Here is a 25,974-nt window from a genome sequence, read left to right on the forward strand (position 1 = left end):
GGAAACCAAGTGAGTCAAGTGGGCGAAAAGAAACTATCACAAATAGTAATGTACACATTTATGTTTGTTTGTTCGATATTGTCAATTTTTCCTTTTTATTGGATGTTTGTCGTCGGTTCCAATACTACTTCTGCCATCAATCATTTTCCGCCAGCTATTATCCCAGGATCAAATTTTTTTGATAATACGCTAGCAGTATTTGATAAGATTCCTTTTTTACAGGTGCTTTGGAATTCGGTGTTTATTTCGGTAGTGGTCACGGTTTCTGTGTTGTTTTTCTGTTCCTTAGCTGGTTTTGCCTTCTCAAAACTGAACTTCAAAGGCAGAGATGGTTTTTTTATTTTCGTGATTGCTACGATGATGATCCCACCACAGTTAAGTTTAATCCCGAATTTTATGATCATGACCAATTTGGGATGGGTAGATGACTTAAAAGCCGTTATTGTTCCAGCTGCCGTGAATGCGTTTGGGGTATTTTGGATGAGGCAATATATATCATCAGCCGTACCTTATGAATTAATCGAAGCAGGCAGGATAGATGGGTGCAGCAATTTTCGGATTTTTCTCAATATCGTCTTACCTGCTGTACGACCAGGATTGGCAACACTAGGTATCTTTACATTTATGGCTACTTGGAACGATTTTCTTTGGCCTTTGGTCGTGTTAAAAGATAGTAGTGTACAAACCTTACAAATCGCATTAAGAACTTTGAATGATGTATATAATACCGATTACTCTCTTATCTTGACCGGGACATTTTTAGCTACCTTGCCTATTTTATTAGTATTTCTTATCTTTAGCAGGCAATTTATTTCTGGATTAACAGAAGGGGCTATCAAATAATCTAATTGATTAGGACGGTATATGATCATGAATAGAACGTTTGTATTTTCAGATTGGCTATGGGAGCTATTACAATTACATCTGTTATGGTTATGGCATATCCTAAAAGGAGCAGTAGTTTTGGGGGTGTTTCCTGCTACAGCGGCACTATATGCGATTGTAAGACACTGGATGTTACATAGACCAACAGAGAAACTCAGTCACCTTTTTAAAACCTATGTTCAAGACAATTATTGGTTAGCCAATAAAATCGGTTACACATTACTTTTTTTGACCGTTATGATGATGCTTAATTTCTTATATGTTCCCCTTTATAGTGAAGTGTTTCGGTTGATAATGTATGCATTGTTGACCTTATTCTCCATTATTTTATTGATTGAGTGGATCTATTTTATTCCGGTGATTATTCATTGGGAGGGGATGGGTCGAAGCTATTTTGTGCTGATATTTCAATTCGGTGTTCAATCATTGAGCGCGTTTCTCTTGCAATTATTATTTGCTGGTATTTTTCTATGGATTGTTTATCTTTTTCCGGCGTTGTTGCTATTGTTTGGTATGATTCCCATAGCATTTCTGCAAATGGCGGTGATCAATCATTTATATGAGCGATTACAGAGTAATTCTAATCATTCATAGAAGGATCATTTAGTAAGAAAAACCGGGCAAAATTCGCCCGGTTCTTTACTGCTACCCAAAGCTAGATATGAACTGCCGATAAGATGGTTTATGTTAAGTAGACCACTTTTGTGGGCAGTTGACTTTGACCGTTTTTTTGTGCTAGGCGAACGCTCCGGGAATATGCTGCGCTTTTACCCGCGGGGCATAAGTCAACAAGCGACTCGAGCAAAGACCACTCTCGCCGTGTTTCCTATACCGTGGGGCCGGCGTCAGCTAACTAAAAAGAAACCCGCTTTTTAGTGGATCTTCAGCACGTCCTGCGATGCACAGGACGTGCAAGTGCAGGCGTTGCAACAAATGGGCTTCGGTGGGGCGAGTAATCGCAGTCCCAGGACGTTGCGATTTTAGCCTGTAAACCATTTTCCAGTCTCCGCATATTCCCTCCGCTAGATAGACGTACAACAATGGTTGTTACTGCAAAAAGGAAGGCTTCTAAGTATATAGATAGTACGTTAACAAAAAGAAACAAACCGTCCACCGATTTTTCGGCATCGCGATAGATCCATGCTACGAAATAATCCTTCTATCTATAAGAATAATAACGAGCAAATCATTCTCTAAAAAGGTGTTGTGGCTAGCTTATTTTGCAGGATGATAGTGCCTCGATTCCTTCATCTAAGCAGTCCATTCGATTGTAGTAGTACTACTACTCAGCGGAGAAAATAAGTGGAGACTCCTGTGGGAAAGCGCAGTGTGAAGACCCCGCAGGAAGCGAACTTCGCTGACAAGGAGGCTGAGCGCAAGCCCACGGAACGCGGAACCTATTTTCGGAGCGCCATCTAGCAGAGACAAACACTCAACTTTACTACACGGAATAGATGGACTTGTTACTTAACATCATCCATCTTATCGGTATCGCGATTCGTTCCAGATCAAAAACATTTCAAGTCCTATTATACCAAGGATTATACTTTGCTTATAAATAAAAGACCGAGCATTGACCCGGTCTTTTTACACTAGATGGTACGATACAAGGAACTGATCGATTGCTGTTCGTAGAGGCGAACAATAGCTTCAGCCAAAACAGGTGCAACCGTCAATTGGGTAATGCGGTCGATCTTCTTATCTTCAGAAAGAGGGATCGTATTCGTTACAATTAATTCCTTTAATACAGAATCCGTTATTCTGCCAATTGCATCATCAGAAAGTACGGGATGCGTCGTACAGGCATAAATTGCTTTTGTCCCGTTATTCTTTAATGCCTGTGCACTTGTGGTAATGCGATAGGCTGTGTCAATAATGTCATCAATGATAATCGCCGTCTTATCTTCTACTTCTCCCACTACATCGATATTAGCGGCATGATCACGAGGGCCACGACGGTCAATAATCGCTATGGGGGCCTTAAGACGGTCTGCCAATTGGCGAGCGCGTGATACACTGCTATGGTCAGGAGCAACGACGACAACATCCTCCAATTGTTTGGTTTCTAAGTAACTGCCGATCAGCGGGATAGCTGTAATCGGATCAACAGGAATATCAAAAAAGCCTTGTGCTTGAGGGGCGTGTAAATCAACGGATATAATTTTCGTTGCCCCAGCTTGTTCGATTAAATCGGCAAGTAGCTTAGCCGTAATAGGTTCCCGTGCACGAGATTTGCGGTCTTGCCTTGCGTATCCAAAATAAGGGATAACCACGTTGATAGAGCGAGCGGAAGCCCTTTTTAAAGCATCCACCATAATCAACAGCTCCATCACATGATCTTCTACTGGTTGATAGGTGGATTGGATAACAAATACATCACAACCTCGGATGCTTTCTTCAATATTGATTTGCATTTCTCCATCACTAAATCTTTTCACCGAAGTTTTCCCCAAATCAATACCAATATGTTGTACGATTTCCTCGGCTAAGGGTATGTTTGAATTTAATGCAAGTACTTTTAATTTAGTGTTTTGATATCTATCACGCAAGCAAAAGACCTCCTATATGTTATTGAAAATGTTTCAAGTAATTTACTTTATTCTTATTATCGCAAAAAGTGGTGAAAGACTCAAGTTATCTTTGCTTAAAAAAGTGTTGAATGAAAGTGAAAATTTGCTTGGTCTGTTCCCTCAATAATTCTCTTGTTTGTGACATGCATTCTTCTAATGAAAGAGGTCGGTTGACAATGGAAAAACAACCATAAAAGTGCTGTCGCAATTTTTCAGATGGAACAATGGCACCAGATAATAGAATTACCGGTTTTTGATATTGATTGGCTAGTTCTGCCACATATCCAGGAGCTTTACCATATAAGGTTTGTTCATCACTTTGCCCTTCACCTGTAATAATAAAGTCTGCTTCCTTGATATGCTGCTCCAAATCGATTGCTTCTGCAATTAATTTAGCACCAGAGGACAAGTGACCATTTAAGGTAAGAAAGGCAAAACCTAATCCCCCAGCTGCGCCAGCACCGGCAGTATCTCTCCAATGACCATGAAGCTGTTCTTCTAACAACGATGCAAAGCGATTTAGGGCCTGATCATACTGTTTGATTTGTTCAGGGGTAGCGCCTTTTTGCGGTCCGTAAATCAAACTAGCTCCGTGCTGACCGCATAATGGATTGTCTACATCACATGCAATCTGAAAATCGGCTTGAAAGACACGTTTATCAATGCCAGATGTATCAAGACGGTCCATTTCCAGCAGGTCCTGCCCATACTTATCTAAAACATTGCCGGCAGTATCAAATGCTTTTAAACCTAACGCCTGCAGCATGCCTAAACCTCCATCATTAGTGGCACTGCCCCCTAGTCCAACGATAAACTGTGTACAACCTTGATCAAGGGCTGCGGAAATCGCCTGCCCAATGCCAAATGAAGTTGTCCAGTCAGGATTTCTTTTGTGTTCAGGGACCTGATAAAGTCCAGCATGCATAGCCGTTTCAATCACAGCGGTCTGCTTATCGATAATTGCATAACTCGTCTCGATTACTTCTCCTAATGGACCAGCTGTCATTAATTTCATACGTCTTGCCTGTTTAGCAGATAAAATAGCCTCAATTGTACCCTCACCGCCGTCCGCCATTGGTTTGGTGATAACGTGAGAGTCGGAAATTTCCTCTATGGCCATTTGTATATTTTCGGCCACTCCTGCGGCAGATAGACTGCCCTTAAATGAATCGGGTGCAACAACGACTTTCATCTTTTATTTCCTCCAGTATGTAATTGATAACTTGATTATAGTAAAGTTATCGTTTTCGAACAAGTGAAGTATGTTTCTACATGATTCGATTAGTCTAAGACTTAACAGATCTTTAGTGATCGATGGATGCGCGCCTGGTCCATAAAAAAACGCACTTAAATAAGTGCGTTTTTTAGCAGGAAGCATTAATTTTCGCCAATAAGGGTTCGACGGATGTTTTTGGATTTTCGAAGTTCCAATAGAATGATGGTGAAGGCGATATGACCATAGATAAGGTTCGCGAAAAACAGCCCCCATAGATACATTTCACCTGATCCGATTCCAACCGTAATATATTTAATAAACGTAAACCAAGCTCCAATTACAAACGGTATTTGCCCTATTGCCGTCTTTTTCCATTTATCAGCCCATAATAAAAAAGGTGTAAAGCTAAATATAAACAAGAAAATCAAAAGAATATCCATTGATTATCACCTCATTAAGTAGTCTTTGTAAGTGTTTACAGTTGTATTATAACACACTCGTTCATTTTTTTGTAACAATTAATTCGAATTTTGGACACAAATTAGATAAAAAATGTTCATAATATTCGATGAAATACAAGAATAGGCATAAATATAGGCTTGAATGTTATATCATTCAAGCCTTGATTGTATTTCACAAATCCAACTACTATATTGGGAAAATCAAAAAATCCCGCCTTTATTCCCTGGTTATCTCATCATACTGCGTAAATGGATCAAGAGCATCTATCAGAAATTATTTCATTCAACTTATAGAGGATGTTCAAAAAGACCAACAAAAATGACGCAGCGAATTTCTGCGTTGGCAATATAGGATCTTCTACTAAGGTCGCCCACGTCCTGTGGGCAACGTAGAAATCAACACATCCTGCGTGAGTCCGTTCCTCACGTATGAAAAGCATACGTTCCGGTACCGGGAGGCTGCACCGCCTTGAACTTTCGACGTACAGGACGTACTAGTGTCGGCGTTGCAACAAATGGGTTCGGTGGGGCGAGTAATCGCAGTCCCAGGACGCCTGAGGTTTTAGCCAACGAGGTCCTTTTTATCGGCATTTTTGAACACGCACTTATATAATCAAAAGAAAATGTTGACTACCGATATGCGAGCAAAGACTTGCTTGTCACGCGTTTTTCTTATAAATCAAAACCACCAGTGTGAACTGGTGGTTTGCTCTGCGGCTGAAAGCCTATGTTACCGGCCTCGGCCTAAAAGGCCCACTGAATGGTTTCCCTTTTGCACCACACTCACTCACTGATTCTAAAAGAATCTCTTATTTCTTCTTATTTTTCTCTCCAGTGAACGGATCAAATTCTTCAAATAATGTTAACTGATCACTCATGTAATCCTCTTTAAGCTGATTTCTAATATATTCTTGAATTTGATTTTTATTTCTGCCCACTGTATCTACAAAGTAGCCTCGACACCAAAATTTACGATTACCATATCTGTACTTTAAATTAGCGTGTCGATCGAATATCATTAAACTACTTTTGCCCTTTAGGTAGCCCATGAATTGAGATACACTTAGTTTTGGTGGAATACTTACTAACATATGAATGTGATCTTTACATGCATTTGCCTCGTGTATCTCAACCCCTTTCCTTTCACAAAGCTCTCTTACTATTTCTCCGATGCTTTTTTTATATTTCCCATAAATAATTTGTCTTCTATATTTTGGAGCAAAAACGATATGGAACTTACATCTCCACTGCGTATGTGCTAAACTATTCTTGTCCTGCATTGGACATGCCTCCTTCTTTGATGAGATTTGGTGGTCGGGAAACCAACCTTATCTTATCATGAAGAGAGGCTTTTTTGCCCCCACGCTTGAAGCTCTATGGAACCCCCGGCATAGCCAGGGGTTTTCAAAGACCATAAAAAAACCTTTTCCCCAGTTAAGGAGGGGAAAAGGATGAAATATCAACCTGTGTTACGAAGTCCAGCGGCAACACCATTGATGGTCAATAATGCCTCCGATAATAATTCTTGATATTTCTCGCTGTCTTCATCGATATCTCGCAATTTAGACACGAGCTGTACTTGCATGAAGTTTAACGGATCAATTAATGGATTACGAGCACGCACCGAATCTTTAATATTCTGGCGGTTATCCAATAGTTCTTCTTGATTTGTTATTTTAAGGACAATATCTTTTGTCACTTGGTACTCTTCTTTGATAGCTCCAAAAATACGCGAACTAATCTCTTTATCTTTCATCATATTGGCATACTCTTGCGCTGTTTGAATATCTGCTTTGGTTAGAGCCATTTGCAGATTGTTGATCGTTGCATGGAAAAAAGGCCAGTGCTTATACATTTCCTGTAGTAACTCTAAGTTGTTGGTTTCGTCAAGGTATTGCTTCAGTCCTGTTCCAGTCGCATACCAAGCAGGAAGTAACTGGCGACTCTGTGTCCATGCAAATACCCATGGAATGGCACGAAGGTCTTCGAAACGATCACTGCCTTTACGTTTCATAGGTCTTGAACCGATGTTTAGGTCTCCTAACTCATGTAGCGGTGTTGCTTGGTTGAAGTACTGGATAAACCCTGGATCTTCAAATACCAATGCTTGATATTTCTTTAAGGCATAGTCAGAAATAAGATTCATCGCCGTTACTTCTTCAGAAGATGGCTGCATGGTCGAATGATCTTCATTCAGCCCCATAATACCAGTGAGTAAAGTAGCTGTTGCCTGTTCTAAGCTTCGATAGGCAATGTCTTCTAATAGATAACGTGATGATAAGACTTCCCCTTGTTCGGTAATTTTCACACCGTCCCCTAGAGTGACAGCAGGCTGTGATAATAAACTAGAATATAATGGACCACCACCACGTCCTAGTGAACCGCCTCGGCCATGGAAGTACTTCAATTTCACATGGTAGCTTGCTGCGATATCATGGATTTCTTGCTGTGCTTGGAATAGCTCCCAGTTAGCAGTAATGTTTCCACCGTCTTTACTGCTGTCAGAATAGCCAAGCATGATTTCCTGTAGATCACCACGAGCTTCTAGATGTTTACGATATAGTGGAATATCAAACAATTTTTTGATCATTTCAGGTCCGTTTTTCAAGTCGTCAATTGTTTCTAACAAAGGAGCGACATGGATTCGGCTGGTAACATGGCCATTTGGATACACGCGATATAGACCGGCTTCTTTCGCTAATACTAGCACCTCTAGTAAATCACTGACATTGTCAGTCATACTGATTAAGTATACCTCAATTGCTCGCAGACCAAAGGTATCTTGCGCCCTTTTAATCATGCGGAATGTATCGATTACCTCCGAGGTGTCCGCAGTAAACTCATCATAAATCGAAATCATTGGACGAGGGTTCTCTAAAACAGAGACTAACGTGTCCACTTTTTCTTCTTCACTCAATGACGGATAGTCGGATGTAATATTTACTTTCTTGAAAATTTCAGAGAGCGCTGATTCATGCTCACCGCTATGATTACGAACATCAAGTGAAGCCAAATGGAAGCCGAATAAATCCACCTGTCGAATCACCTTACGTAATAGTTTGATAGGATTATCAACGGGATGATGGAGTTTCATGCTTTCCTGGATTAATTGTAAATCGGCTAATAGCTCTTCTGAATTGGCGTAACCCTTACGATCATCTTGTTCCGTATATTGAAGTTTTTTCTGCATAAGTGATAATTTCACTCGATAGACTTCATCTTCTTTATACCAGCCGTTGAAGCCTAGTTCGCGACGATCTTTTTCAATCGAATTTAATAATGCTTCACTTACCGTAATTTCAGAACTGGAATGACTAAGTCTGTTTTTTAACGTATCAATGGCCTTTTCATATTTGCTTAAAACCAACTCACGATGTTTTTTTAATGTATCAAAGGTGGTCGTTGCTTTGACATTTGGGTTGCCATCACGGTCGCCGCCAATCCAAGAACCAAAACGCAAAAATGAAGGAATTTTCCAACGTTGCTGATATTTTTCATATAGTAAATCTTCCAAGTCGTCATGTATCTTTGGTAAAACATCAAATAATACACGATCAAAGAAGTATAAACCATTAGAAACTTCTTTCATTACAGAAGGTTTATTCTGTCTAATTTCTTGAGTTTGCCACAAAATGGTTATTTCATTGGCGATTCGTTCTTTTATCATTTTTTTATCGTATCTTGTATAAGAATAGTCCCATTGTGTTAATAGTCGAGCAATCCGTTTATGAAGTTGCAGAATGGTTCTTCTCGTTGCCTCGGTAGGGTGGGCGGTCATAATCAATTCTAACGATAATTTGCCCAGTAATTCAGTAATTTGATCTGGTGAAACATCGTTATCGATTAATGTATTAACTCCTGCCTCTAATGATCCAGGTTGAACTACTGTTTCGTCTTGTGCTTGGTATTCACGACGTCTTCTTGTACGAAAATTTTGCTCTGCTATATTCATTAGGTGCAGATGAATGGAGAAGGCGTGGATAACACTTTGTCGTAAACCAGGCTCTAGTTCACTGATTTTCTGTTTAATGAGCTCCTGATTGTCTGCCCCTTCTTCTTCTCTTGATTCCCGTGAAAGCAGACGAATTTCTTTTACAGTATTTAATAAAGTATCACCACCCACACTGTGCAAGACTTTATCTAAAATTTGTGTTAAGAAATCTACATCTTGCCATAAGGTGATGGTGGATTTCTGTTCTGTCGTTGTCATATTGCTTCACTTCCCTTCGAAATTTTCGGATTTGTTTTTCGATAAGCTATGTTGGAGGGTGAGTTCATTACCTATCACACCTGTCCAAATATGTGGCTGGAATTGATAGAGGATGACCTTGAATGAATGTTACTTTTTGCCTTTTTGGCACTCATACAAAATACGACATGAAATAAGCACACGTTCTATCATAACATGAAATTGCACAAATGAATAATTTTTTCAATTTTCATACTAATCTACTATTCCGAAAATCCTTCTCATGGCAGGGATTACGCACTCTTTTGTTTATTTAGAGAGGGTGTCTCAATCAATGGAACAAGTCCCACTCATTTATGATTTCTTAACCTCAACTATGTCTGTATACAGTCTTGTCTCTAAGATAGCTGTCTTCTTATGAAAGTTATATTTTGCAATAATCAGTAGCGCATGGTAAATATAGGAGGGGGGTTACTAGAGAAAGGGACGTGGAGAGATGGAATTAAGAGGTGTACTACCAGCCGTAAGGAAGATGAAGGACTTTGAGAAGGTGATAAAAAGCGAACATCCGTTGTTAATCGTGTTAGAAACACGGATTGATCAGCTGTCAAAGATTGTACAGCTTGCCAAACAACATGATAAGTTGGTTTTCGTCCATGCTGATATGATTAATGGGTTAAAAGTGGATCAATATGGTATGGAGTACCTGATTCATCATATAAACATCGATGGTATTATTTCAACGAGAGCCAGTGTGATTGCCTTGGCGAAGCAATACCAAATATATGCCATTCAGCGGTTATTTGCTATTGATAGTTCCGCCATCGAAAAAAATCTGGAATTAATTCACAAGGCTAAACCTGATTATATTGAGGTGTTGCCGGGGATTATTCCCTCTATCGTTAGTGATATCGCCAACCAAATAGATGTCCCTGTTATTGCAGGAGGATTAATTAAAACCAACGAAGAAGTTCAAGCGGCACTGAGTCATGGAGCGGTTGCTATTACGACCTCCAAAGCAGCTTTATGGTGATTGTTGGTTGACAGCGTTTTTATCATATAGTATCTTGTACAATAACAAGTTAATTGATGTGTCGGAGACAAGGAGTCCACACAAACTATATCGTGCTTTCCTAGGAATTAGTGCGATGTAGTTTGTGTGGGCTTTTTTGTTCAGGCGCAAGGGGTGCATCCGTCTCTTGTTAAATTTGTATATTGGTATAAGGGGTGGACAATATGTCTGAATTTTTAGCTGAATTAATTGGAACGATGATTCTGATTATTTTTGGTGGGGGTGTGATAGGAGGAGTCGTCTTAAAAAAATCGAAAGCAGAAGGAGCTGGCTGGGTATTGATTACCTTAGGCTGGGGATTGGCTGTAACAATGGGAATTTATGCAGTTGGCAATGTATCAGGGGCACATATTAATCCAGCGGTGACGCTAGGATTTGCTTCTATTGGTGAATTCCCATGGTCAAAAGTGCCTATGTATATTGCTGCTCAGCTGATCGGTGCGATTATCGGAGCGGTGATTGTCTTTTTTCAATATTTACCTCATTGGAAGGAAACCGAAGATAAAGCAGCCAAATTGTCGGTATTTGCCACAGATCCGGCGATTAAAAGCCTGCCATCCAATCTAGTCAGTGAAATAATTGGAACCTTTGTATTGGTTATGGGATTATTATTTATAGGGGCCAATGAATTTACAGAAGGTTTAAACCCTGCGATTGCTGGTTTATTAATTGTGGCGATTGGGATGTCGCTAGGGGGAACAACTGGTTATGCGATTAATCCAGCTAGAGATTTAGGACCAAGGATTGCCCATGCTCTATTACCGATCAGTGGAAAAGGCGATTCCAATTGGAGTTACGCTGCGATTCCCGTAATTGGTCCAAGCATTGGGGGCATTTATGGCGCGATGTTTTATCATGCGATGTTTACTGGAAATAGGACACTATGGTTTTGGATAATGTCTATTGTGGTAGCCATAATACTAGGGGTAGCTTTATTTATGGAATTAAAGAAAGAGAATCATTCGAACTAGGTTTCATCATCCACCAATCAATAGGTGGTTTTAAAATAAACAGGGATAGGGAGGCTTCAACATGGAGACGTATATTTTATCAATTGATCAAGGGACAACAAGTTCAAGGGCAATCATTTTTAACAAAAAAGGTGAAATTGTCGAAACAAGTCAGCGCGAGTTCGAACAATTTTTTCAAAAGTCGGGCTGGGTAGAACACGATGCCAATGAAATCTGGACATCGGTACTGGCTTGTATTACTGATGTACTGCGGAAGGCAGATATAGAGGCAAACCAAATCGAGGCGATCGGTATTACTAATCAGCGTGAAACGGCCGTGGTTTGGGATAAAGAGACAGGTAAGCCGATATATAAAGCGATTGTTTGGCAATCACGTCAGACAGAAGATATTTGTCGTGAATTACGAGAAGCTGGCTATCAAGATACTTTCCGCAGCAAAACGGGCTTATTGGTTGATGCCTATTTTTCTGGTACGAAGGTTAAATGGATCTTGGACAATGTAGAAGGGGCAAGAGAGAAGGCAGATCAGGGTAAATTATTGTTTGGTACGATTGATACATGGCTGATTTATAAGTTTACCAATGGAGAGGCACACGTAACCGACTATTCTAATGCCTCTAGAACGCTGATGTATAATATTTATGAATTAAAATGGGATGACGAATTACTGGATATTCTTGGTGTGCCGAAGAGCATGCTGCCAGAAGTGAAGGCCTCTTCCGAAGTATATGGAGAAACGAAGGGTTATCATTTCTTTGGTTATAATGTGCCAATTGCGGGTGCAGCAGGTGACCAGCAAGCTGCCTTGTTCGGTCAGGCATGTTTTGAGAAAGGAATGGTAAAAAATACTTACGGCACAGGTTGTTTTATGCTGATGCATACGGGAGAGGAGCCAGTACGGTCTGATCATGGCCTGTTGACGACGCTTGCTTGTGGCGTGGATGGTAAAGTGGAATATGCCCTGGAAGGCAGTATCTTTGTGGCTGGTTCTGCGATTCAATGGCTGCGTGACGGACTACGTATGTTTAAAGATGCCAAAGACTCTGAAAAATATGCTGCTAGAGTAGAATCCGCGGAAGGCGTATACTTAGTACCAGCATTTGTTGGTTTGGGAACCCCACACTGGGATAGTGATGCCAGAGGAGCGGTATTTGGCCTTACTCGTGGTACAACCAAAGAACATTTTATCCGTGCGACATTAGAATCCATCGCCTTTCAGACCAATGATGTATTAGGAGCTATGATTGAGGACTCGGGCATGGAGGTGAAATCGCTACGAGTAGATGGCGGTGCGGTTGCCAATGACTTTCTCATGCAGTTTCAAAGCGATCTGTTAGCTGTTCCGGTACAGCGTCCAGAAGTAATTGAAACAACGGCCTTAGGGGCAGCCTATCTAGCTGGTTTAGCGGTAGGTTATTGGGATAGTAGAGATAAAATAAGTGAGCAATGGCAGATTGATAAAGAGTTTACCAATGAAATGGACGAAGAACAACGTCAGGCCTTAAATGATGGCTGGCAGAAAGCGGTGGAAGCTACCAGAGTATTTAAATAAAGCGAGACTTATCAGAGTGTTTAGAGCTGTGATGAATCAGAAGAAAATAAAGGGGCGAATCATGATGAATTTTTCTAGCAAAAATCGGGAATATTTATACCAGGAAATGAAACAACAGCCATTAGATCTAATCGTAATCGGCGGTGGAATTACCGGAGCAGGCATCGCTTTGGACGCCGTGCTTCGAGGTTTGAAAGTGGCGGTTGTAGAAATGCAAGACTTCGCCGCAGGTACCTCCAGCAGGTCTACCAAGCTGGTACACGGTGGCTTACGTTACCTCAAACAGTTTGAGGTAAAGATGGTAGCAGAAGTAGGGAAGGAAAGAGCGATTGTTTATGAGAATGGCCCACATGTGACGATACCAGAATGGATGATGCTGCCATTTTATCAAGGTGGAACGTTTGGACCGCTATCAACTAATGTTGGGTTGAGGGTTTATGACTTTTTGGCAGGTGTGAAGAAGGATGAGCGTCGTCAAATGCTTTCGAGAGAGGAAGCATTAATCCGTGAGCCATTATTAAAAAAAGAGGCATTAAAAGGGGCAGGATATTATGTCGAGTATCGTACCGATGACGCCAGATTGACCTTGGAGGTAATGAAGAAGGCTGTGGAAAAAGGGGCATTGGCTCTTAACTACGCGAAGGTTACCCAGCTGAACTATCAGGAAGGTCAGATAACAGGGGTAGAAGTAGAAGATCAATTGACAAAAGAGATACACGAACTCTCAGCAAAATATATCGTTAATGCAGCAGGACCTTGGGTAGATACACTTAGAGAAAAGGATCAATCCAAACAAGGGAAAACGCTGCATTTAACGAAAGGTATTCACCTTGTTTTTGATCAAACACGCTTCCCGTTGCAACAAGCGATCTATTTTGATGCGCCGGATGGACGTATGATATTTGCCATTCCTAGGGAAGGGAAGGCTTATGTCGGAACAACGGATACTACGTATGAAGGAGATATTGCCCATCCGACAATGACCGAAGCGGATCGAGATTATGTATTGAAGGCAATTGATTATATGTTCCCTAGCCTGGAGATAAATGCTGAAGATGTAGAATCCAGCTGGGCAGGACTGCGGCCATTAATTCATGAAGAAGGCAAGGATCCATCAGAGATATCACGAAAAGATGAGATTTTTGAATCGGAGTCTGGACTTATTTCCATCGCTGGTGGAAAATTAACAGGTTATCGAAAAATGGCCGAAGATACGATTAATGTAGTTCGGGATAAAATGATTCAGGCAGAACGCAAGGTGTTCTATCCAACTGATACAAAGCATGTACCAATTTCTGGTGGTGATGTGGATGGTTCAAAAGGATTTATTGCCTATAAGACGGAGCAGATTCAAAACGGTTTAGAGCTAGGCTTGTTAACGGAAGAAGCTGGAGAAATAGTGCAACGTTATGGCTCCAATGTTCCTCTAGTTTATGATTATTACAGTAAGGCATTGGAGAATCAGGCGAAAGATCCTATCGTCAAAGCTATGCTGCATTATGGTATCGAGCATGAAGCCGTTTGTACACCGACTGATTTTTTCGTGCGTCGTACCGGTGCGCTGTTCTTTCATATCAATTGGGTTCAGCAGCATAAAGAGGCTGTTATAGAAGAAATGAAACAGGTGTTAAATTGGACACAGGCGCAAACGGAAGCGCACCGCCAAGAATTAGAACAACTTTTATATGAAGCTATTCATCCTACAAAGTCGTGAGAACCATCCCACGGCTTTCTAAGGGTGTAAATACGAGATGATGAATATGACGATATTTCTTAGGTTTTTATGGACTGAGGAGTGGGATTTGTCTTCTCCAGACCGCGAGATTGATTCTTATGGATCCAGGAACGGGATTTGTCTTCTCCAGACCGCGAGATTGATTCTTATGGATCCAGGAACGGGATTTGTTTTCTCCAGTCCGTAAGATTCGATCTTATGGACCCAGGAACGCGATTTACGCTCCTCAGTCCGTAAGATCACCAATAACAAGAGCAATCTACAAACAAACTATATAAGTTGAATGAAATCATTTCTCATCATACCGCGTAAATGGATCAAACTAAGTATTATCAGGAAATATGGCGATCCAAGACTTGCTTGTCACACGTTTTGGTTACATTTATAAGTTCAACTTATATAGAAGATGATTTACTATGATAAATGGCTAGATATGCTAAAATAGTAAAGAAGAGGTGATAAGCATGAAAAAGGTGGTTAACAATCCAGAACAAGTCGTGGAAGAAATGGTGGATGGTTTGGTGAAAGCGCAACACCAGAATCTAAGAAGAATTCCTGGTACGACAGTGATCGTGAATCAAGACGCTCCAATTACAGACAAGGTAGGATTAGTCAGTGGAGGCGGTAGCGGGCATGAACCGGCCCATGCAGGCTATGTTGGAAAAGGGATGCTTGACGCAGCTGTGGTTGGAGAGGTATTTACATCACCAACTCCCGATCAAGTGTTAGAGGGGATAAAAGCGGTAGATAGCGGAGCTGGTGTATTATTAATCATCAAGAATTATACCGGTGATGTGATGAATTTTGAAATGGCAGCAGAGCTTGCCGAGGCAGAAGGAATACAAGTAGAAAAGGTGATTGTGAATGATGACGTAGCTGTAGAAGATAGCACGTCAACAACTGGACGTCGCGGAGTTGCTGGTACTGTTTTTGTCCATAAAGTAGCTGGGGCAATTGCCGATTCTGGTGCTAGTCTAGCAGACGTAAAGGCAGCAACCGAGAAGGTCGTTGACCATGTTCGTTCGATGGGAGTGGCGTTAACACCCTGTACCGTACCAGCTTCTGGTAATCCTAGTTTCACTTTAGCAGATGATGAGATGGAAATAGGCATTGGCATTCATGGAGAACCAGGCATTGAGCGTGTCCAATTGCAGCCGGCCGACAAGATTGCAGAGACATTATTGGAAAAAATATTGGCAGATAAAGATTATATTGGTCAAGAAGTAGCTATAATGGTTAATGGAATGGGAGCAACTCCTGAAATGGAATTGTTTATTGTCTATCGTCAGGTGGAAAAGATATTAGAAGATAAGGGTATTAGAATCCATGCTGCTTGGGTAGGGGAATACATGACATCCTTAGAAATGGCAGGCTTCTCCATTACATTATTGCAGGTAGATGAGGAGTTAAAGAACGCATTGGCTGCTCCCACAGCGGCAAAAGCATTTGATTAAATCATAAAGGAGAGCTTTGATGATCATATTAAACGTAGACCAAACCAAGCAATGGATGGTAGAAATCCATCAAAGAATGGATGAGCATAAGGAGCAACTAACGTCCTTGGATCAGGCCATCGGAGACGGGGATCACGGGACGAATATGGTGAGAGGTTTCCAAGAGGTAGTGCATAAAACGGAAGACACCGATTATGAGAATGTAGCAGATGTTTTGAAATCAGCTGCCATGACATTAACGGCGAAGGTAGGAGGAGCATCAGGACCGCTATATGGTACGGCTTTTCTTCAAATGGCTATGTCATTGCAGGGCAAGGATGTGACAGACAAGGCATTTATCGAGGCCATGGACGCTGCTACAGAAGGTATTCAATCGAGAGGGAAAGCAGAATTTGGAGACAAGACGATGTATGACGTCTGGTTTCAGGTTGCCTCTTTTCTCCATTCGGAGCCTTATGAGACATGGAGAGATATGCTGGAAGTATGTCAGGCTATGATTGAAGATACCCGTGAAATGGTCGCCAAACGCGGTAGAGCTTCTTATTTGAAGGAACGCTCTAAAGGTCATATTGATCCGGGCTCCATGTCTTCTTTTTATATTTTTGAGGCGTTAGTTGCCGTACTAGATTTGGAGGGATAAAGGTGGCAGACAAAGTAGGGATAGTCTTGATTTCCCATAGTGCGCAGATTGGGCAAGGTGTATTTGATCTTGTTCAGCAAGTAATCACAGAGGTACCCATTGCAGTAGCGGCAGGTACAGATGAAGAAGAGATAGGCACAAGTATGGAAAAAATTCAACAGGCCATCGAGCAGGTGGATCAAGGGCAAGGCGTGTTATTGCTTTATGATTTAGGCAGTGCGAAGATGAATGCCGAAATGGCGATCGAGTTTACGGAAGTAGAAAATGTCCAGATCGCTGAACACGTCGCGCTTGTAGAAGGAGCATATATTGCCGCGGTGGAGGCGAATATGGGGAAATCACTGGCGGAGGTCCGCCAAAGTCTGCGTAAATTAGAAATAGCTGAAATGTGAAGGAATCAGGGGGGCCTGATTCCTTTGTGTTTTTTCATTTAAAAGGTGATTGTTTTCCCTGCTGAACTCCAAGGCACATCGAGTTCATGCGGTAAGCAGAATTGTAAATAACAGTTCTTCCACAACCCTTCCAGACCATCAACGGTTGTTAACTTATTGGAGGGGTGATAATGAATCAAATGATCCGGAAAGCTTGGTACATTCGGTACGGACTGGTGCATGGCATAAATGGCCTCCACGTGAGTGCTTGCAGCTTCAGGTCCACATAATATCGAATCATCATCATTTTTCATTGCACTTAACATCACGTCCAGCTTGGCCAAATGGTCTTTTTCTGGATCCTCATAGGTTGTTTCCGTGCCATCTTTCCACTGAACAACGATTTGATCATCTTCTTCAACAGGTTCATAGTGTATCACTGCCTTTTCAAATACAAGCTTGTATCTCGGTCGATGCTCGTTGGCTACGGCATGGGAAGCAAGATAAAGGATATTTACGTGATTGGTTGTTTGTATTTCTACAGCGCACGTGTCAAAGGTCTCAATTGGATTGGCACGATAAAGCTCGCATGTCAGTTCTTTGATGGAGGCACTTGTTTCCATCGTGTCACCAGCTAAATAGAATAAGTGGTGCAGGAAGTGTGCCGTGGCATTGTTCGCTACACTATCAAAAATCCAGTCCCCATCAGAGCTATATTGTTTACCTGCCCAGCTGGAACGATTAAAATAGTCCGCGTTGCGAGGCCATAATACTAGGCTTTTCATGCTGATCGCACGCCCGAACGTCCCTTTTAGAATGTCGTGTTTTAATTGCTGTATCGTGTTGGTAAATGACCAATTAAAGCCAATCGCCAGTTTTTTTCCTGTACGATCTCTTGTCTGGATCATCTCTTGCAGTTGTTGAGGGTTGCCTGTTGCTGGTTTTTCACACAGGACATGGCTTCCTTGTTCCATCGCTAAACATGCTTGACTTTTATGTAAATGAATCGGTGACGCAATAATGGCCAAATCAGCCGTTTGTTCTTGGTAAAAATCTTCTAGTGTGTGATAAATAGGTATTTCTTGATTCATAACCTCTTGATAAAAACGAGATCGCTCAGGGGCTATATCTACAAGACCTGTAACGTATACGTTTTCATAATGTCCGGAAAAAATTCGCTCCAAGTAAATTTGTCCATAGCCACCCATGCCTACAAGCACGATCGATATTTGTTGATTAGTCATTCATTTGTCCTCCCTTTTGCTTTTTAGAAAAACTATATCATATAATATGACTATAGCAAAATAAATCTATTTATCTGGCTTATAAGAATACTAGTATGTATTTTCCTATTACTGTAAAAAGCGCAGCCGCTTAACGATATGAAAAAAAGAGAGGGATGGTTCACCGATGCTTAAACCTATTAACTTAGATCCCTTTGGTGTACAGCTGTACGAAAGCAAACACCATGCAGGAAATCGAATTGATGAACACCATCATGATATCTATCAACTGATCTATACACTGGAAGGAAGCGGTAAGATCATGTTGGATGGCGAGGTCTACCAATTAAAACAGGATCATCTAACCTTTATTACCCCATTCACACATCATGCGATTATAGCAGATCACAAATTGACGGTTTTGGTATTGGCCTTGGATCACCGAGCCATCAACGTTAGTACCGAAAAGCTATTTGAACACTCGTTGTCTGAGTCGAAGTTGATCGGGTTAAACCCATTTATTAGCAGTGAGGTGCGCCCATTGTTACGTACCATGTTATATGAGCAAGCCCATGCAACTCTCTATCAAGAATCGGCGTTACATATTTATTTGTCGCAGTTACTGCTATTGATTTCCCGAAGCGAACAACATCAAGAAAACTTTGATGCGAATTCTCTGCGTGCGGAAAGATTAAGGGAATATATCGATACACACTATTATAAAGCCTTACACGCGGAGAATCTGGCTGCCAAATTAGCGATTAGTACACGGCATATGAACACCATATTCAAAGAGACGTTTCATATGACGCCTATGCAATACTTAACCGAGATACGTATTCAGCTATCAAAAAAAATGCTCATGGAAACAGATAAAGAAATCGCCGTTATTTGTTTTGAAGTCGGGTTTGAATCGTTATCCACTTTTTATCGCACATTCAAACATCATACGTCGCTGTCACCTCATAAATATCGAATCAATCAAACGGGAGTATCTTGATAAAAAGAAACAGTATTCAAATTCCGAAATTGAGAATTTTATTCTTAGATTAATAAGACAATTTTTTTTCAATGCCTTAGAATAGAAATATCTAAAGAAAAGAGAGGAGAAAGCAGATGGCACAGCATAAAATAGGAATCATTATGAATGGGGTAACCGGCCGAATGGGGACCAATCAACATCTCATTCGTTCCCTTAAAGCGATTAGAGAGCAGGGAGGGGTCTTGTTACAAAACGAAGATACCTTAATGCCAGATCCCATTCTGGTAGGGAGAAACGAGAAGAAATTGAAAGCGTTAGCAGAGGAGCATGGAGTAGAGCGCTATACAACAGACCTAGAGGCTGCCTTAGCAGATGAATATAACGAAATTTATTTTGATTCACAGACCACCGTACGCAGGGCAGAGGCAATCAAACAGGCAATTGCTGCTGGCAAGCATATCTATTGTGAGAAGCCTACTGCAACTAATTTAGAAGGTTCCATTGAATTGGCAAGATTGGCAAGAGAGGCAGGAGTGAAAAACGGAGTTGTCCAGGATAAGTTGTTTTTACCAGGATTACTTAAGTTGAAGCGATTGATTGACTCAGGCTTTTTCGGGGAGATGTTAGCTGTCCGCATGGAATTTGGCTATTGGGTATTTGAAGGTGATTGGCAAGAGGCGCAACGACCTTCATGGAATTATCGTAAAGAAGATGGCGGTGGAATTATTGTCGACATGTTTGCCCATTGGCGTTATGTGATTGACAATTTATTCGGTAATGTGAAGGCTGTTTCTTGTATTGGTGCCACCCATATTCCCGAGCGTATCGATGAACATGGCGAGCCTTATCAAGCAACAGCGGATGATGCGGCTTACGGCACTTTTGAATTAGATAACGGTGTGATTGTACAAGCTAACTCATCCTGGGCTGTAAGGGTCAATCGCGATGATTTATTGACGATTCAAGTCGATGGTACGGAGGGAAGTGCCGTTGCCGGTTTAAGAGATTGTAAGGCACAGCACCGTGTTCATACGCCGAAGCCAACTTGGAATCCTGATATTGACAATCCTTTTGACTTCCAAGCACAATGGCAGGAAGTACCAGCTAACGATGTGTTCGATAACGGATTTAAAGTACAGTGGGAATTATTCCTAAAACATGTCCATGCCGATGAGCCATTCCCGTGGGATTTATTAGAAGGGGCGAAAGGAACACAACTATCTGACCTTGGTTTGCAATCATGGGAAGAGCGTCGCTGGATTGATGTACCGGAGATAAAATTGTAGGAGGTATGCGGTTTGACTAAATTACTTTTACCAAGTCAAGAAGGGAAATTGTATAGCTATCAGCCAAGTGCGGCAACCTCATTCCATATACCTGAAAATCGACCTTTTTCCAGCCGTATCGCTTATTCGGCTGCACATGTGGTAGCTGATCCACTTGCCAATGTGGATCCAACATTAGAGGTCGCCATTGATTGGGACAAAACAATGGAGTATCGTCACTATTTATGGTCGCTAGGTCTATCGGTTGCCGAGGCAATGGATACGGCGCAACGTGGAATGGGATTGAATTGGGAAGGGGCTAAACAGCTTATCTCGCGCTCGATTCAAGAAGCGAAAACAGTTGGCGGTCAAGTTGCTAGTGGAGTAGGTACGGATCATTTAGCACCTTCTGCTGATGTAACCTTAGCAGATGTCGAGCAGGCGTATGAAGAGCAAGCGGCATTTGTTGAAGGGGAAGGCGGCCGGATCATTCTGATGGCAAGCCGTGCATTGGCTGCTTGTGCTCAAGGACCTGAAGATTATCAACGTGTGTATAATAAGATTTTAAGTAGTGTTTCCCAGCCTGTTATTCTCCACTGGCTTGGGGATATGTTTGACCCTGCTTTAAAAGGTTACTGGGGCTTCACGGATCTGGATCAAGCCATGGAAGTATGTCTGCAGATTATTCGTGATAATGAAGATAAGATTGATGGTATAAAGATTTCATTGCTGGACGATCAAAAAGAAATCGACATGCGCCGTATGCTGCCTGACAGTGTGCGTATGTATACTGGAGATGACTTTAATTATCCGGATTTAATCAAAGGCGATGAACAAGGATACAGTCATGCCTTACTAGGAATCTTTGATGCGATTGCGCCAGCTGCCTCTGCCGCCTTGCATGCCTTAGATCAAGGGGATGAGGCAACATATGATCAATTATTAGAGAAGACCGTGCCATTATCACGCCATATTTTCCAAGTACCTACTTTTTCTTACAAAACAGGCGTCGTCTTTATGGCCTATCTAAACGGTCATCAAGACCATTTTCGGATGATCGGTGCAAAAGAAAGTGCCCGTTCGATTACCCATTTATCTGATTTATTTGTGATGGCTGATCAAGCAGGTTTGTTAAGAAATCCTGAGCTGGCGACAACACGTATGCAACAAGTGCTTGCTTTATCAGGTATCAAACAGGAGGGGATGAGATGACGGTAGATAGATCCTTATCCGATCGTCTAAGCTTGAATCAAATTACGACCGATCAATGGAATCTGGAGCAAGCCGTTGATGGTTGCTTAAGACATGAGATACCGTGGATATCGGTATGGCGACATAAAATAGAAGAGATAGGTTTAAAGCAGGCAAAAAAACTGATTCAGGATGCCGGTTTGTCAGTCTCCAGCATCTGTCGTGGCGGGATGTTCCCCGCTGCCACCGCTAAGGAAAGAGGAGAGCGATTGGATGATAACAAACGTGCCATTGAAGAAGCCGCTGAATTGGGAACAGACACCCTGGTTTTAGTATGTGGCCCAAGTGCAGGCCGCGATATCGCAACTGCTCGCCTCCAGGTGGCCGAAGGAATCGATCATTTAGTACCTTATGCAAAGGATTATGGGGTAAAGCTTGCGATCGAGCCATTACATCCTATGTTTGCTGCCGATCGATCGGTGATTAATACGTTGAATCAAGCATCGAATATTGCTGAAAGATATCAACCTTCTGAGGTAGGGGTGATTGTCGATGTGTACCATGTCTGGTGGGATCCCCAGTTATATCAAGAAATGGATCGCGCCAAGGGGAGAATTCTAGGTTTCCACGTTTCCGATTGGAAAGTGCCAATGCCAGATATGTTCAAGGGGCGAGCAATGATGGGAGACGGTGTCATCGAAATTAATCGCATGCGTCAAGCTGTTGAGCAAGCCGGTTACCACGGCCCGATTGAAGTAGAAATTATTAATCAGTCACTTTGGGATCGACCAGGTGATGAGGTATTAGCCGAAGTAAAGCAGCGTTTTTTAGAACACGTGTAAAACGTAAAACTCTCAGTGATCTGGGAGTTTTGTTATGTTTTAATGGAAAGAATCAGTCGAATCGTGAAATATTGTCCATAAGAATGAATGTCGCGGACTGAGGAGAGAAAGTCTCATTCTTGGGTCCATAAGAATGAATCTCGCGGACTGAGGAGAGCCAGTCTCGTTCTTGGGTCCATAAGAATGAATCTCGCGGACTGAAGAAGAGCAAATCGTATTCTACAGTCTGTAAGAACGAATCTCACGGACAAAAAAACGCCAAATCACGAAATACTGTCCGTAAGAATGAATCTAACGGACAAAAAACCGTGGAATCGCAAAATTATGTCCGTAAGAACGAATCTCACGGACAAAAAAACGCCAAATCACGAAATACTGTCCGTAAGAATCTAACGGACAAAAAAACGCCAAATCACGAAATACTGTCCGTAAGAATAACCCTAAACAGTAAAAAAGATCAGCTAAAACCACTTCATTTTACCCACTAGATTGGATGACTACCCGTATGTAATAGTTATGAGAGGGAACTATTGGATCAGCGCAAAGCAATCAAACTGTGTTCCAGAAAAATAAGCTATCATTGTTTTCGCTACAATCTTCAAACTAGTTACCCATTTTATCTTGCGCCTCAGGTTATTCAGCTAAATATTCCGCTCTACCAATGGAGAAACCGTAATGGGGCATATCCATTCCATAGTAATGACGAGTGAATCTTCCTTTTATTGTCATGCCATTACGGATGGCGACATTCATGGAAGCAATATTGTTGTCACGAATAATAGAATAAACTTCATCCACATCCAGTGATTCAAAGGCATATTTTTTGGTAGCTTTCGCCGCTTCAACTGCAAATCCCTGATGCCAACAATCCCGTCTTAGCAGGTAACCAATTTCCAATACAGACTCTCCAGCGAAATCTTGATAAGTTAAGCCGCATTGACCAATCATTTCATCCGTATCCTTGTGTATCAATGCCCATAGCCCATGGCCATCTTTTCGGTAGCGATCGATTTGACCATCCAACCACTCGATTGTTTCTTCATCACTAAACGAATGTTCATAGGCGTACATCGTTTGTGGATCTTGCAGAATCCTGGATAAAGCACGCAAATCACTTGCTGCCATTTCTCTTGTGTATAATCGTGTGCTTTCAAAAATCATTGATCATTCCACCTTTCTATACTAGAATATCATGGCTGGAGAATCACCAGAAGTGATAAGAACTGTATAAAACCTATCCATTCACAATTCAGACACAATTATATGTGAAAATATACACAAACTTATTGACGTATTAAAAAGGGGATGATATGATATACATGTAATAGTTAATAACACATTAAAAACTATTATGTGAATAATTGAACAAAAGGGAGTGGGGAGAAATGTTTGTACAGTTTTTAAGGGGTAATCGTTATGTAGCAGCAGTCTTGGCGGTGATTCGAGTGTATTTGGGGTATCAATGGCTCACGGGGGGCTGGCACAAAATAACCGGAGGGTTTGACGCAAGCGGCTATCTACAAGGGGCAGTAGCCAATGCTGGCGGCGAGAATCCAACCGTGCAAGCGTGGTGGGGTGTTTTCTTAGAAAAAGTAGCCTTACCTGGCGCTGATATCTTTAGTATTTTGGTAATGTGGGGTGAATTTCTTGTTGGTATAGCATTAATCTTAGGTTTATTCACTAATTTTGCAGCACTAATGGGAATCATGATGAATTTCGCTTTCTTATTCAGCGGTACCGTCAGCACCAATGCTCAAATGGTATTATTGACCGTCTTCTTATTAGTGGCAGGCTATAACGCTGGCAGATATGGACTAGATCGCTATGCTTTACCATTTTTGAAAGCAAAACTATTTCACAAAGATCCAAAAGAACCGTTCCAAAAACCAGTTATTACTCATTAATAGACGGAATCGTTCACCATTTTATGTGAAGTATTGAACAAAAATAAAAGGGAGTGGGAGAAATGTTTGTACAATTCTTGAGGGAGAACCGTTATGTAGCTATCGTGTTAACTTTTATTCGAGTATATTTGGGGTATCAATGGCTCACAGGGGGCTGGCACAAAATAACCGGAGGGTTTGACGCAAGCGGCTATCTACAAGGGGCAGTAGCCAATGCTGGCGGCGAGAATCCAACCGTGCAAGCGTGGTGGGGTGTTTTCTTAGAAAAAGTAGCCTTACCTGGCGCTGATATCTTTAGTATTTTGGTAATGTGGGGTGAATTTCTTGTTGGTATAGCATTAATCTTAGGTTTATTCACTAATTTTGCAGCACTGATGGGAATCATGATGAATTTTGCTTTCTTATTCAGCGGTACCGTCAGCACCAATGCTCAAATGGTATTATTGACCGTCTTCTTATTAGTGGCAGGCTATAACGCTGGCAGATATGGACTAGATCGCTATGCCTTACCATTTTTGAAAGCAAAACTATTTCATAAAGATCCCAAAAACGTCGTTCCTAACACAGTAGAAGCACATTAAATATAAATAAAGTAAAGCACCTCTTTCCATTAGGAAGAGGTGCTTTTTGCATAAAAAAAGACACCCTATTATTAAATAGGATGCAAAGGGGGACAATCTATTTTGAATCAAAACACTGTACACTTTGTTCATCAGATGAAACAAAGTATGTACAAAACAACTAATATTGCAACTGAATTTATTATATAAAATAAAGAAAGCGATTACAATAGGTAATTAGAACTATTTGTATAAAAAATGAATAACATGAAGATTAATAAATGAACATGAATTGGAATATAGTGTAGAAAACCCGCTTTTTTTACTTTGAAATTTATTAGGTGATGACATGCGTAGAAGAAGGCTAAACAAACAATCAAAAAGGCTCATCCTGCTATCTATTGTGCTGGTTATATTGATCTTGTTGTTCGTTTTTTTGCTGTTATATCTTTTTTCTGATGAACGGCAGGCGGTCAAGGTAGCTGACACCTTTTATCAACATGAACAGCAGGGCGATTTTGGTGACTCTTGGGGATTGTTCCATTCATCCATGAAGGAGCGGTTTAGTAAAAGTGAGTATGTGCAAGATCGTGCCCATGTGTTTTTAGAGCATTTTGGGGTGACCGCTTTTGATTATCAATTGAGTGAAGCGGAAAAGGTAAAGGATTATCAAGTCAATGAGAACACCTCTTTACAAACGGCCTATCGTCTGACAGCTACCTACATATATGAGAGTAAATATGGGTATCTAGAAATAAGCCAGCCCGTTTTTTTGGTGCAGGAAGAAGGGGAATGGTGCGTTACTTGGGAGTATAATCAATAACCAATGACTGATGTTTTTTTAATGAACGGAGGAAGGGAATTCGCTCCTCCGTTCGCAACCAATCTTAT

General features: G+C 41.3%; 23 protein-coding genes. 16 read left to right on the top strand and 7 right to left on the bottom strand.

The window, feature by feature from the left end:
• Positions 1 to 9: 9 nt before the first annotated feature.
• Positions 10 to 843 carry a carbohydrate ABC transporter permease gene (locus tag BN6556_RS12865; RefSeq protein ID WP_078060097.1) on the top strand — a complete coding sequence of 278 codons (834 nt, stop codon included), beginning with the start codon at positions 10 to 12 and terminating at the stop codon, positions 841 to 843.
• A 27-nt stretch (positions 844 to 870) separates the two neighbouring features.
• Positions 871 to 1,479 (top strand): DUF624 domain-containing protein, encoded by a 609-nt coding sequence (locus tag BN6556_RS12870; protein ID WP_161485706.1) that lies wholly within the window; start codon positions 871 to 873, stop codon positions 1,477 to 1,479.
• Between the two features lie 998 nt (positions 1,480 to 2,477).
• On the opposite strand, the gene BN6556_RS12875 is transcribed toward BN6556_RS12870, so the two are convergent.
• The 5 genes from BN6556_RS12875 to ppc all read right to left on the bottom strand — a co-directional run bounded on the left by BN6556_RS12875 (position 2,478) and on the right by ppc (position 9,342).
• Positions 2,478 to 3,434: a ribose-phosphate diphosphokinase gene (locus BN6556_RS12875; protein ID WP_066192167.1), complete on the bottom strand. Its 957-nt coding sequence runs from the start codon at positions 3,432 to 3,434 to the stop codon at positions 2,478 to 2,480.
• Between the two features lie 85 nt (positions 3,435 to 3,519).
• Positions 3,520 to 4,647 carry a glycerate kinase gene (locus tag BN6556_RS12880; protein ID WP_066192168.1) on the bottom strand — a complete coding sequence of 376 codons (1,128 nt, stop codon included), beginning with the start codon at positions 4,645 to 4,647 and terminating at the stop codon, positions 3,520 to 3,522.
• Between the two features lie 185 nt (positions 4,648 to 4,832).
• Positions 4,833 to 5,111: a spore morphogenesis/germination protein YwcE gene (locus BN6556_RS12885; RefSeq protein ID WP_066192169.1), complete on the bottom strand. Its 279-nt coding sequence runs from the start codon at positions 5,109 to 5,111 to the stop codon at positions 4,833 to 4,835.
• Between the two features lie 830 nt (positions 5,112 to 5,941).
• Positions 5,942 to 6,412, bottom strand: coding sequence for an IS200/IS605 family transposase (tnpA, locus tag BN6556_RS12890; protein ID WP_036573920.1), 471 nt, complete (start codon positions 6,410 to 6,412; stop codon positions 5,942 to 5,944).
• Between the two features lie 179 nt (positions 6,413 to 6,591).
• Positions 6,592 to 9,342 carry a phosphoenolpyruvate carboxylase gene (gene ppc / locus BN6556_RS12895; protein WP_066192171.1) on the bottom strand — a complete coding sequence of 917 codons (2,751 nt, stop codon included), beginning with the start codon at positions 9,340 to 9,342 and terminating at the stop codon, positions 6,592 to 6,594.
• 475 nt (positions 9,343 to 9,817) lie between these two features.
• On the opposite strand from ppc, the gene BN6556_RS12900 reads away from it, so the two are divergent.
• The 7 genes from BN6556_RS12900 to dhaM all read left to right on the top strand — a co-directional run bounded on the left by BN6556_RS12900 (position 9,818) and on the right by dhaM (position 17,137).
• The gene (locus BN6556_RS12900) at positions 9,818 to 10,354 is read left to right on the top strand and encodes a glycerol-3-phosphate responsive antiterminator (protein WP_066192173.1); all 537 of its coding nucleotides are present in this window, start codon (positions 9,818 to 9,820) and stop codon (positions 10,352 to 10,354) included.
• Positions 10,355 to 10,557: 203 nt separating this feature from the next.
• Positions 10,558 to 11,364 carry an MIP/aquaporin family protein gene (locus BN6556_RS12905; protein ID WP_066192175.1) on the top strand — a complete coding sequence of 269 codons (807 nt, stop codon included), beginning with the start codon at positions 10,558 to 10,560 and terminating at the stop codon, positions 11,362 to 11,364.
• Positions 11,365 to 11,425: 61 nt separating this feature from the next.
• Positions 11,426 to 12,916: a glycerol kinase GlpK gene (gene glpK / locus BN6556_RS12910; protein ID WP_066192177.1), complete on the top strand. Its 1,491-nt coding sequence runs from the start codon at positions 11,426 to 11,428 to the stop codon at positions 12,914 to 12,916.
• Between the two features lie 64 nt (positions 12,917 to 12,980).
• A complete protein-coding gene (locus tag BN6556_RS12915; protein ID WP_066196369.1) occupies positions 12,981 to 14,630 on the top strand; it encodes a glycerol-3-phosphate dehydrogenase/oxidase in 1,650 nt (549 codons plus the stop codon).
• A 485-nt stretch (positions 14,631 to 15,115) separates the two neighbouring features.
• Complete coding sequence (gene dhaK / locus BN6556_RS12920) at positions 15,116 to 16,105, top strand: dihydroxyacetone kinase subunit DhaK (RefSeq protein ID WP_066192179.1); 990 nt, start codon at positions 15,116 to 15,118, stop codon at positions 16,103 to 16,105.
• A 19-nt stretch (positions 16,106 to 16,124) separates the two neighbouring features.
• Positions 16,125 to 16,745: a dihydroxyacetone kinase subunit DhaL gene (dhaL, locus tag BN6556_RS12925; protein ID WP_066192182.1), complete on the top strand. Its 621-nt coding sequence runs from the start codon at positions 16,125 to 16,127 to the stop codon at positions 16,743 to 16,745.
• Between the two features lie 2 nt (positions 16,746 to 16,747).
• Positions 16,748 to 17,137: a dihydroxyacetone kinase phosphoryl donor subunit DhaM gene (gene dhaM, locus BN6556_RS12930; protein WP_066192184.1), complete on the top strand. Its 390-nt coding sequence runs from the start codon at positions 16,748 to 16,750 to the stop codon at positions 17,135 to 17,137.
• A gap of 38 nt (positions 17,138 to 17,175) precedes the next feature.
• Here dhaM and BN6556_RS12935 read toward each other — a convergent pair whose 3' ends face one another.
• Complete coding sequence (locus BN6556_RS12935; RefSeq protein ID WP_066192186.1) at positions 17,176 to 18,360, bottom strand: Gfo/Idh/MocA family protein; 1,185 nt, start codon at positions 18,358 to 18,360, stop codon at positions 17,176 to 17,178.
• A 166-nt stretch (positions 18,361 to 18,526) separates the two neighbouring features.
• Here BN6556_RS12935 and BN6556_RS12940 point away from each other — a divergent pair, with 166 nt between their 5' ends.
• The 4 genes from BN6556_RS12940 to BN6556_RS12955 all read left to right on the top strand — a co-directional run bounded on the left by BN6556_RS12940 (position 18,527) and on the right by BN6556_RS12955 (position 22,619).
• Positions 18,527 to 19,339, top strand: a complete 813-nt coding sequence (locus tag BN6556_RS12940; protein ID WP_066192187.1) for a helix-turn-helix transcriptional regulator — start codon at positions 18,527 to 18,529, stop codon at positions 19,337 to 19,339.
• A gap of 116 nt (positions 19,340 to 19,455) precedes the next feature.
• Entirely contained in the window at positions 19,456 to 20,607 is a 1,152-nt protein-coding gene (locus BN6556_RS12945; RefSeq protein WP_066192189.1) for a Gfo/Idh/MocA family protein, read from the top strand.
• Positions 20,608 to 20,619: 12 nt separating this feature from the next.
• The gene (locus BN6556_RS12950) at positions 20,620 to 21,798 is read left to right on the top strand and encodes a dihydrodipicolinate synthase family protein (protein WP_066192191.1); all 1,179 of its coding nucleotides are present in this window, start codon (positions 20,620 to 20,622) and stop codon (positions 21,796 to 21,798) included.
• Entirely contained in the window at positions 21,795 to 22,619 is an 825-nt protein-coding gene (locus BN6556_RS12955; protein ID WP_066192193.1) for a sugar phosphate isomerase/epimerase family protein, read from the top strand. Before BN6556_RS12950 ends, BN6556_RS12955 begins: the two co-directional genes overlap by 4 nt.
• A 633-nt stretch (positions 22,620 to 23,252) precedes the next feature.
• Here the strand turns inward: BN6556_RS12955 and BN6556_RS12960 are convergent.
• Positions 23,253 to 23,780, bottom strand: a complete 528-nt coding sequence (locus BN6556_RS12960) for a GNAT family N-acetyltransferase (RefSeq protein WP_066192194.1) — start codon at positions 23,778 to 23,780, stop codon at positions 23,253 to 23,255.
• Positions 23,781 to 24,004: 224 nt separating this feature from the next.
• Here BN6556_RS12960 and BN6556_RS12965 point away from each other — a divergent pair, with 224 nt between their 5' ends.
• The 3 genes from BN6556_RS12965 to BN6556_RS12975 all read left to right on the top strand — a co-directional run bounded on the left by BN6556_RS12965 (position 24,005) and on the right by BN6556_RS12975 (position 25,906).
• Entirely contained in the window at positions 24,005 to 24,523 is a 519-nt protein-coding gene (locus BN6556_RS12965; RefSeq protein ID WP_066192196.1) for a DoxX family protein, read from the top strand.
• A 62-nt stretch (positions 24,524 to 24,585) separates the two neighbouring features.
• The gene (locus BN6556_RS12970) at positions 24,586 to 25,104 is read left to right on the top strand and encodes a DoxX family protein (RefSeq protein ID WP_066192200.1); all 519 of its coding nucleotides are present in this window, start codon (positions 24,586 to 24,588) and stop codon (positions 25,102 to 25,104) included.
• A gap of 328 nt (positions 25,105 to 25,432) precedes the next feature.
• On the top strand, positions 25,433 to 25,906 hold the full coding sequence (locus BN6556_RS12975; protein WP_066192202.1) for a hypothetical protein: 474 nt from the start codon (positions 25,433 to 25,435) through the stop codon (positions 25,904 to 25,906).
• Positions 25,907 to 25,974: the final 68 nt, after the last annotated feature.

This window comes from Gracilibacillus timonensis (assembly GCF_900086715.1).
Classification (GTDB): Bacteria; Bacillota; Bacilli; order Bacillales; family Amphibacillaceae; genus Gracilibacillus; species Gracilibacillus timonensis.

What these genes read in the sequence shown, in the direction of transcription:
- BN6556_RS12870 (WP_161485706.1), top strand. Translation starts at nt 871, where the DNA reads ATGAATAGAACGTTTGTATTTTCAGATTGGCTATGGGAGCTATTACAA.
- BN6556_RS12880 (WP_066192168.1), bottom strand. Translation starts at nt 4,647, where the DNA reads ATGAAAGTCGTTGTTGCACCCGATTCATTTAAGGGCAGTCTATCTGCC.
- BN6556_RS12885 (WP_066192169.1), bottom strand. Translation starts at nt 5,111, where the DNA reads ATGGATATTCTTTTGATTTTCTTGTTTATATTTAGCTTTACACCTTTT.
- tnpA (WP_036573920.1), bottom strand. Translation starts at nt 6,412, where the DNA reads ATGCAGGACAAGAATAGTTTAGCACATACGCAGTGGAGATGTAAGTTC.
- ppc (WP_066192171.1), bottom strand. Translation starts at nt 9,342, where the DNA reads ATGACAACGACAGAACAGAAATCCACCATCACCTTATGGCAAGATGTA.
- BN6556_RS12900 (WP_066192173.1), top strand. Translation starts at nt 9,818, where the DNA reads ATGGAATTAAGAGGTGTACTACCAGCCGTAAGGAAGATGAAGGACTTT.
- BN6556_RS12905 (WP_066192175.1), top strand. Translation starts at nt 10,558, where the DNA reads ATGTCTGAATTTTTAGCTGAATTAATTGGAACGATGATTCTGATTATT.
- glpK (WP_066192177.1), top strand. Translation starts at nt 11,426, where the DNA reads ATGGAGACGTATATTTTATCAATTGATCAAGGGACAACAAGTTCAAGG.
- BN6556_RS12915 (WP_066196369.1), top strand. Translation starts at nt 12,981, where the DNA reads ATGAATTTTTCTAGCAAAAATCGGGAATATTTATACCAGGAAATGAAA.
- dhaK (WP_066192179.1), top strand. Translation starts at nt 15,116, where the DNA reads ATGAAAAAGGTGGTTAACAATCCAGAACAAGTCGTGGAAGAAATGGTG.
- dhaL (WP_066192182.1), top strand. Translation starts at nt 16,125, where the DNA reads ATGATCATATTAAACGTAGACCAAACCAAGCAATGGATGGTAGAAATC.
- BN6556_RS12935 (WP_066192186.1), bottom strand. Translation starts at nt 18,360, where the DNA reads ATGACTAATCAACAAATATCGATCGTGCTTGTAGGCATGGGTGGCTAT.
- BN6556_RS12940 (WP_066192187.1), top strand. Translation starts at nt 18,527, where the DNA reads ATGCTTAAACCTATTAACTTAGATCCCTTTGGTGTACAGCTGTACGAA.
- BN6556_RS12945 (WP_066192189.1), top strand. Translation starts at nt 19,456, where the DNA reads ATGGCACAGCATAAAATAGGAATCATTATGAATGGGGTAACCGGCCGA.
- BN6556_RS12955 (WP_066192193.1), top strand. Translation starts at nt 21,795, where the DNA reads ATGACGGTAGATAGATCCTTATCCGATCGTCTAAGCTTGAATCAAATT.
- BN6556_RS12960 (WP_066192194.1), bottom strand. Translation starts at nt 23,780, where the DNA reads ATGATTTTTGAAAGCACACGATTATACACAAGAGAAATGGCAGCAAGT.
- BN6556_RS12965 (WP_066192196.1), top strand. Translation starts at nt 24,005, where the DNA reads ATGTTTGTACAGTTTTTAAGGGGTAATCGTTATGTAGCAGCAGTCTTG.
- BN6556_RS12970 (WP_066192200.1), top strand. Translation starts at nt 24,586, where the DNA reads ATGTTTGTACAATTCTTGAGGGAGAACCGTTATGTAGCTATCGTGTTA.
- BN6556_RS12975 (WP_066192202.1), top strand. Translation starts at nt 25,433, where the DNA reads ATGCGTAGAAGAAGGCTAAACAAACAATCAAAAAGGCTCATCCTGCTA.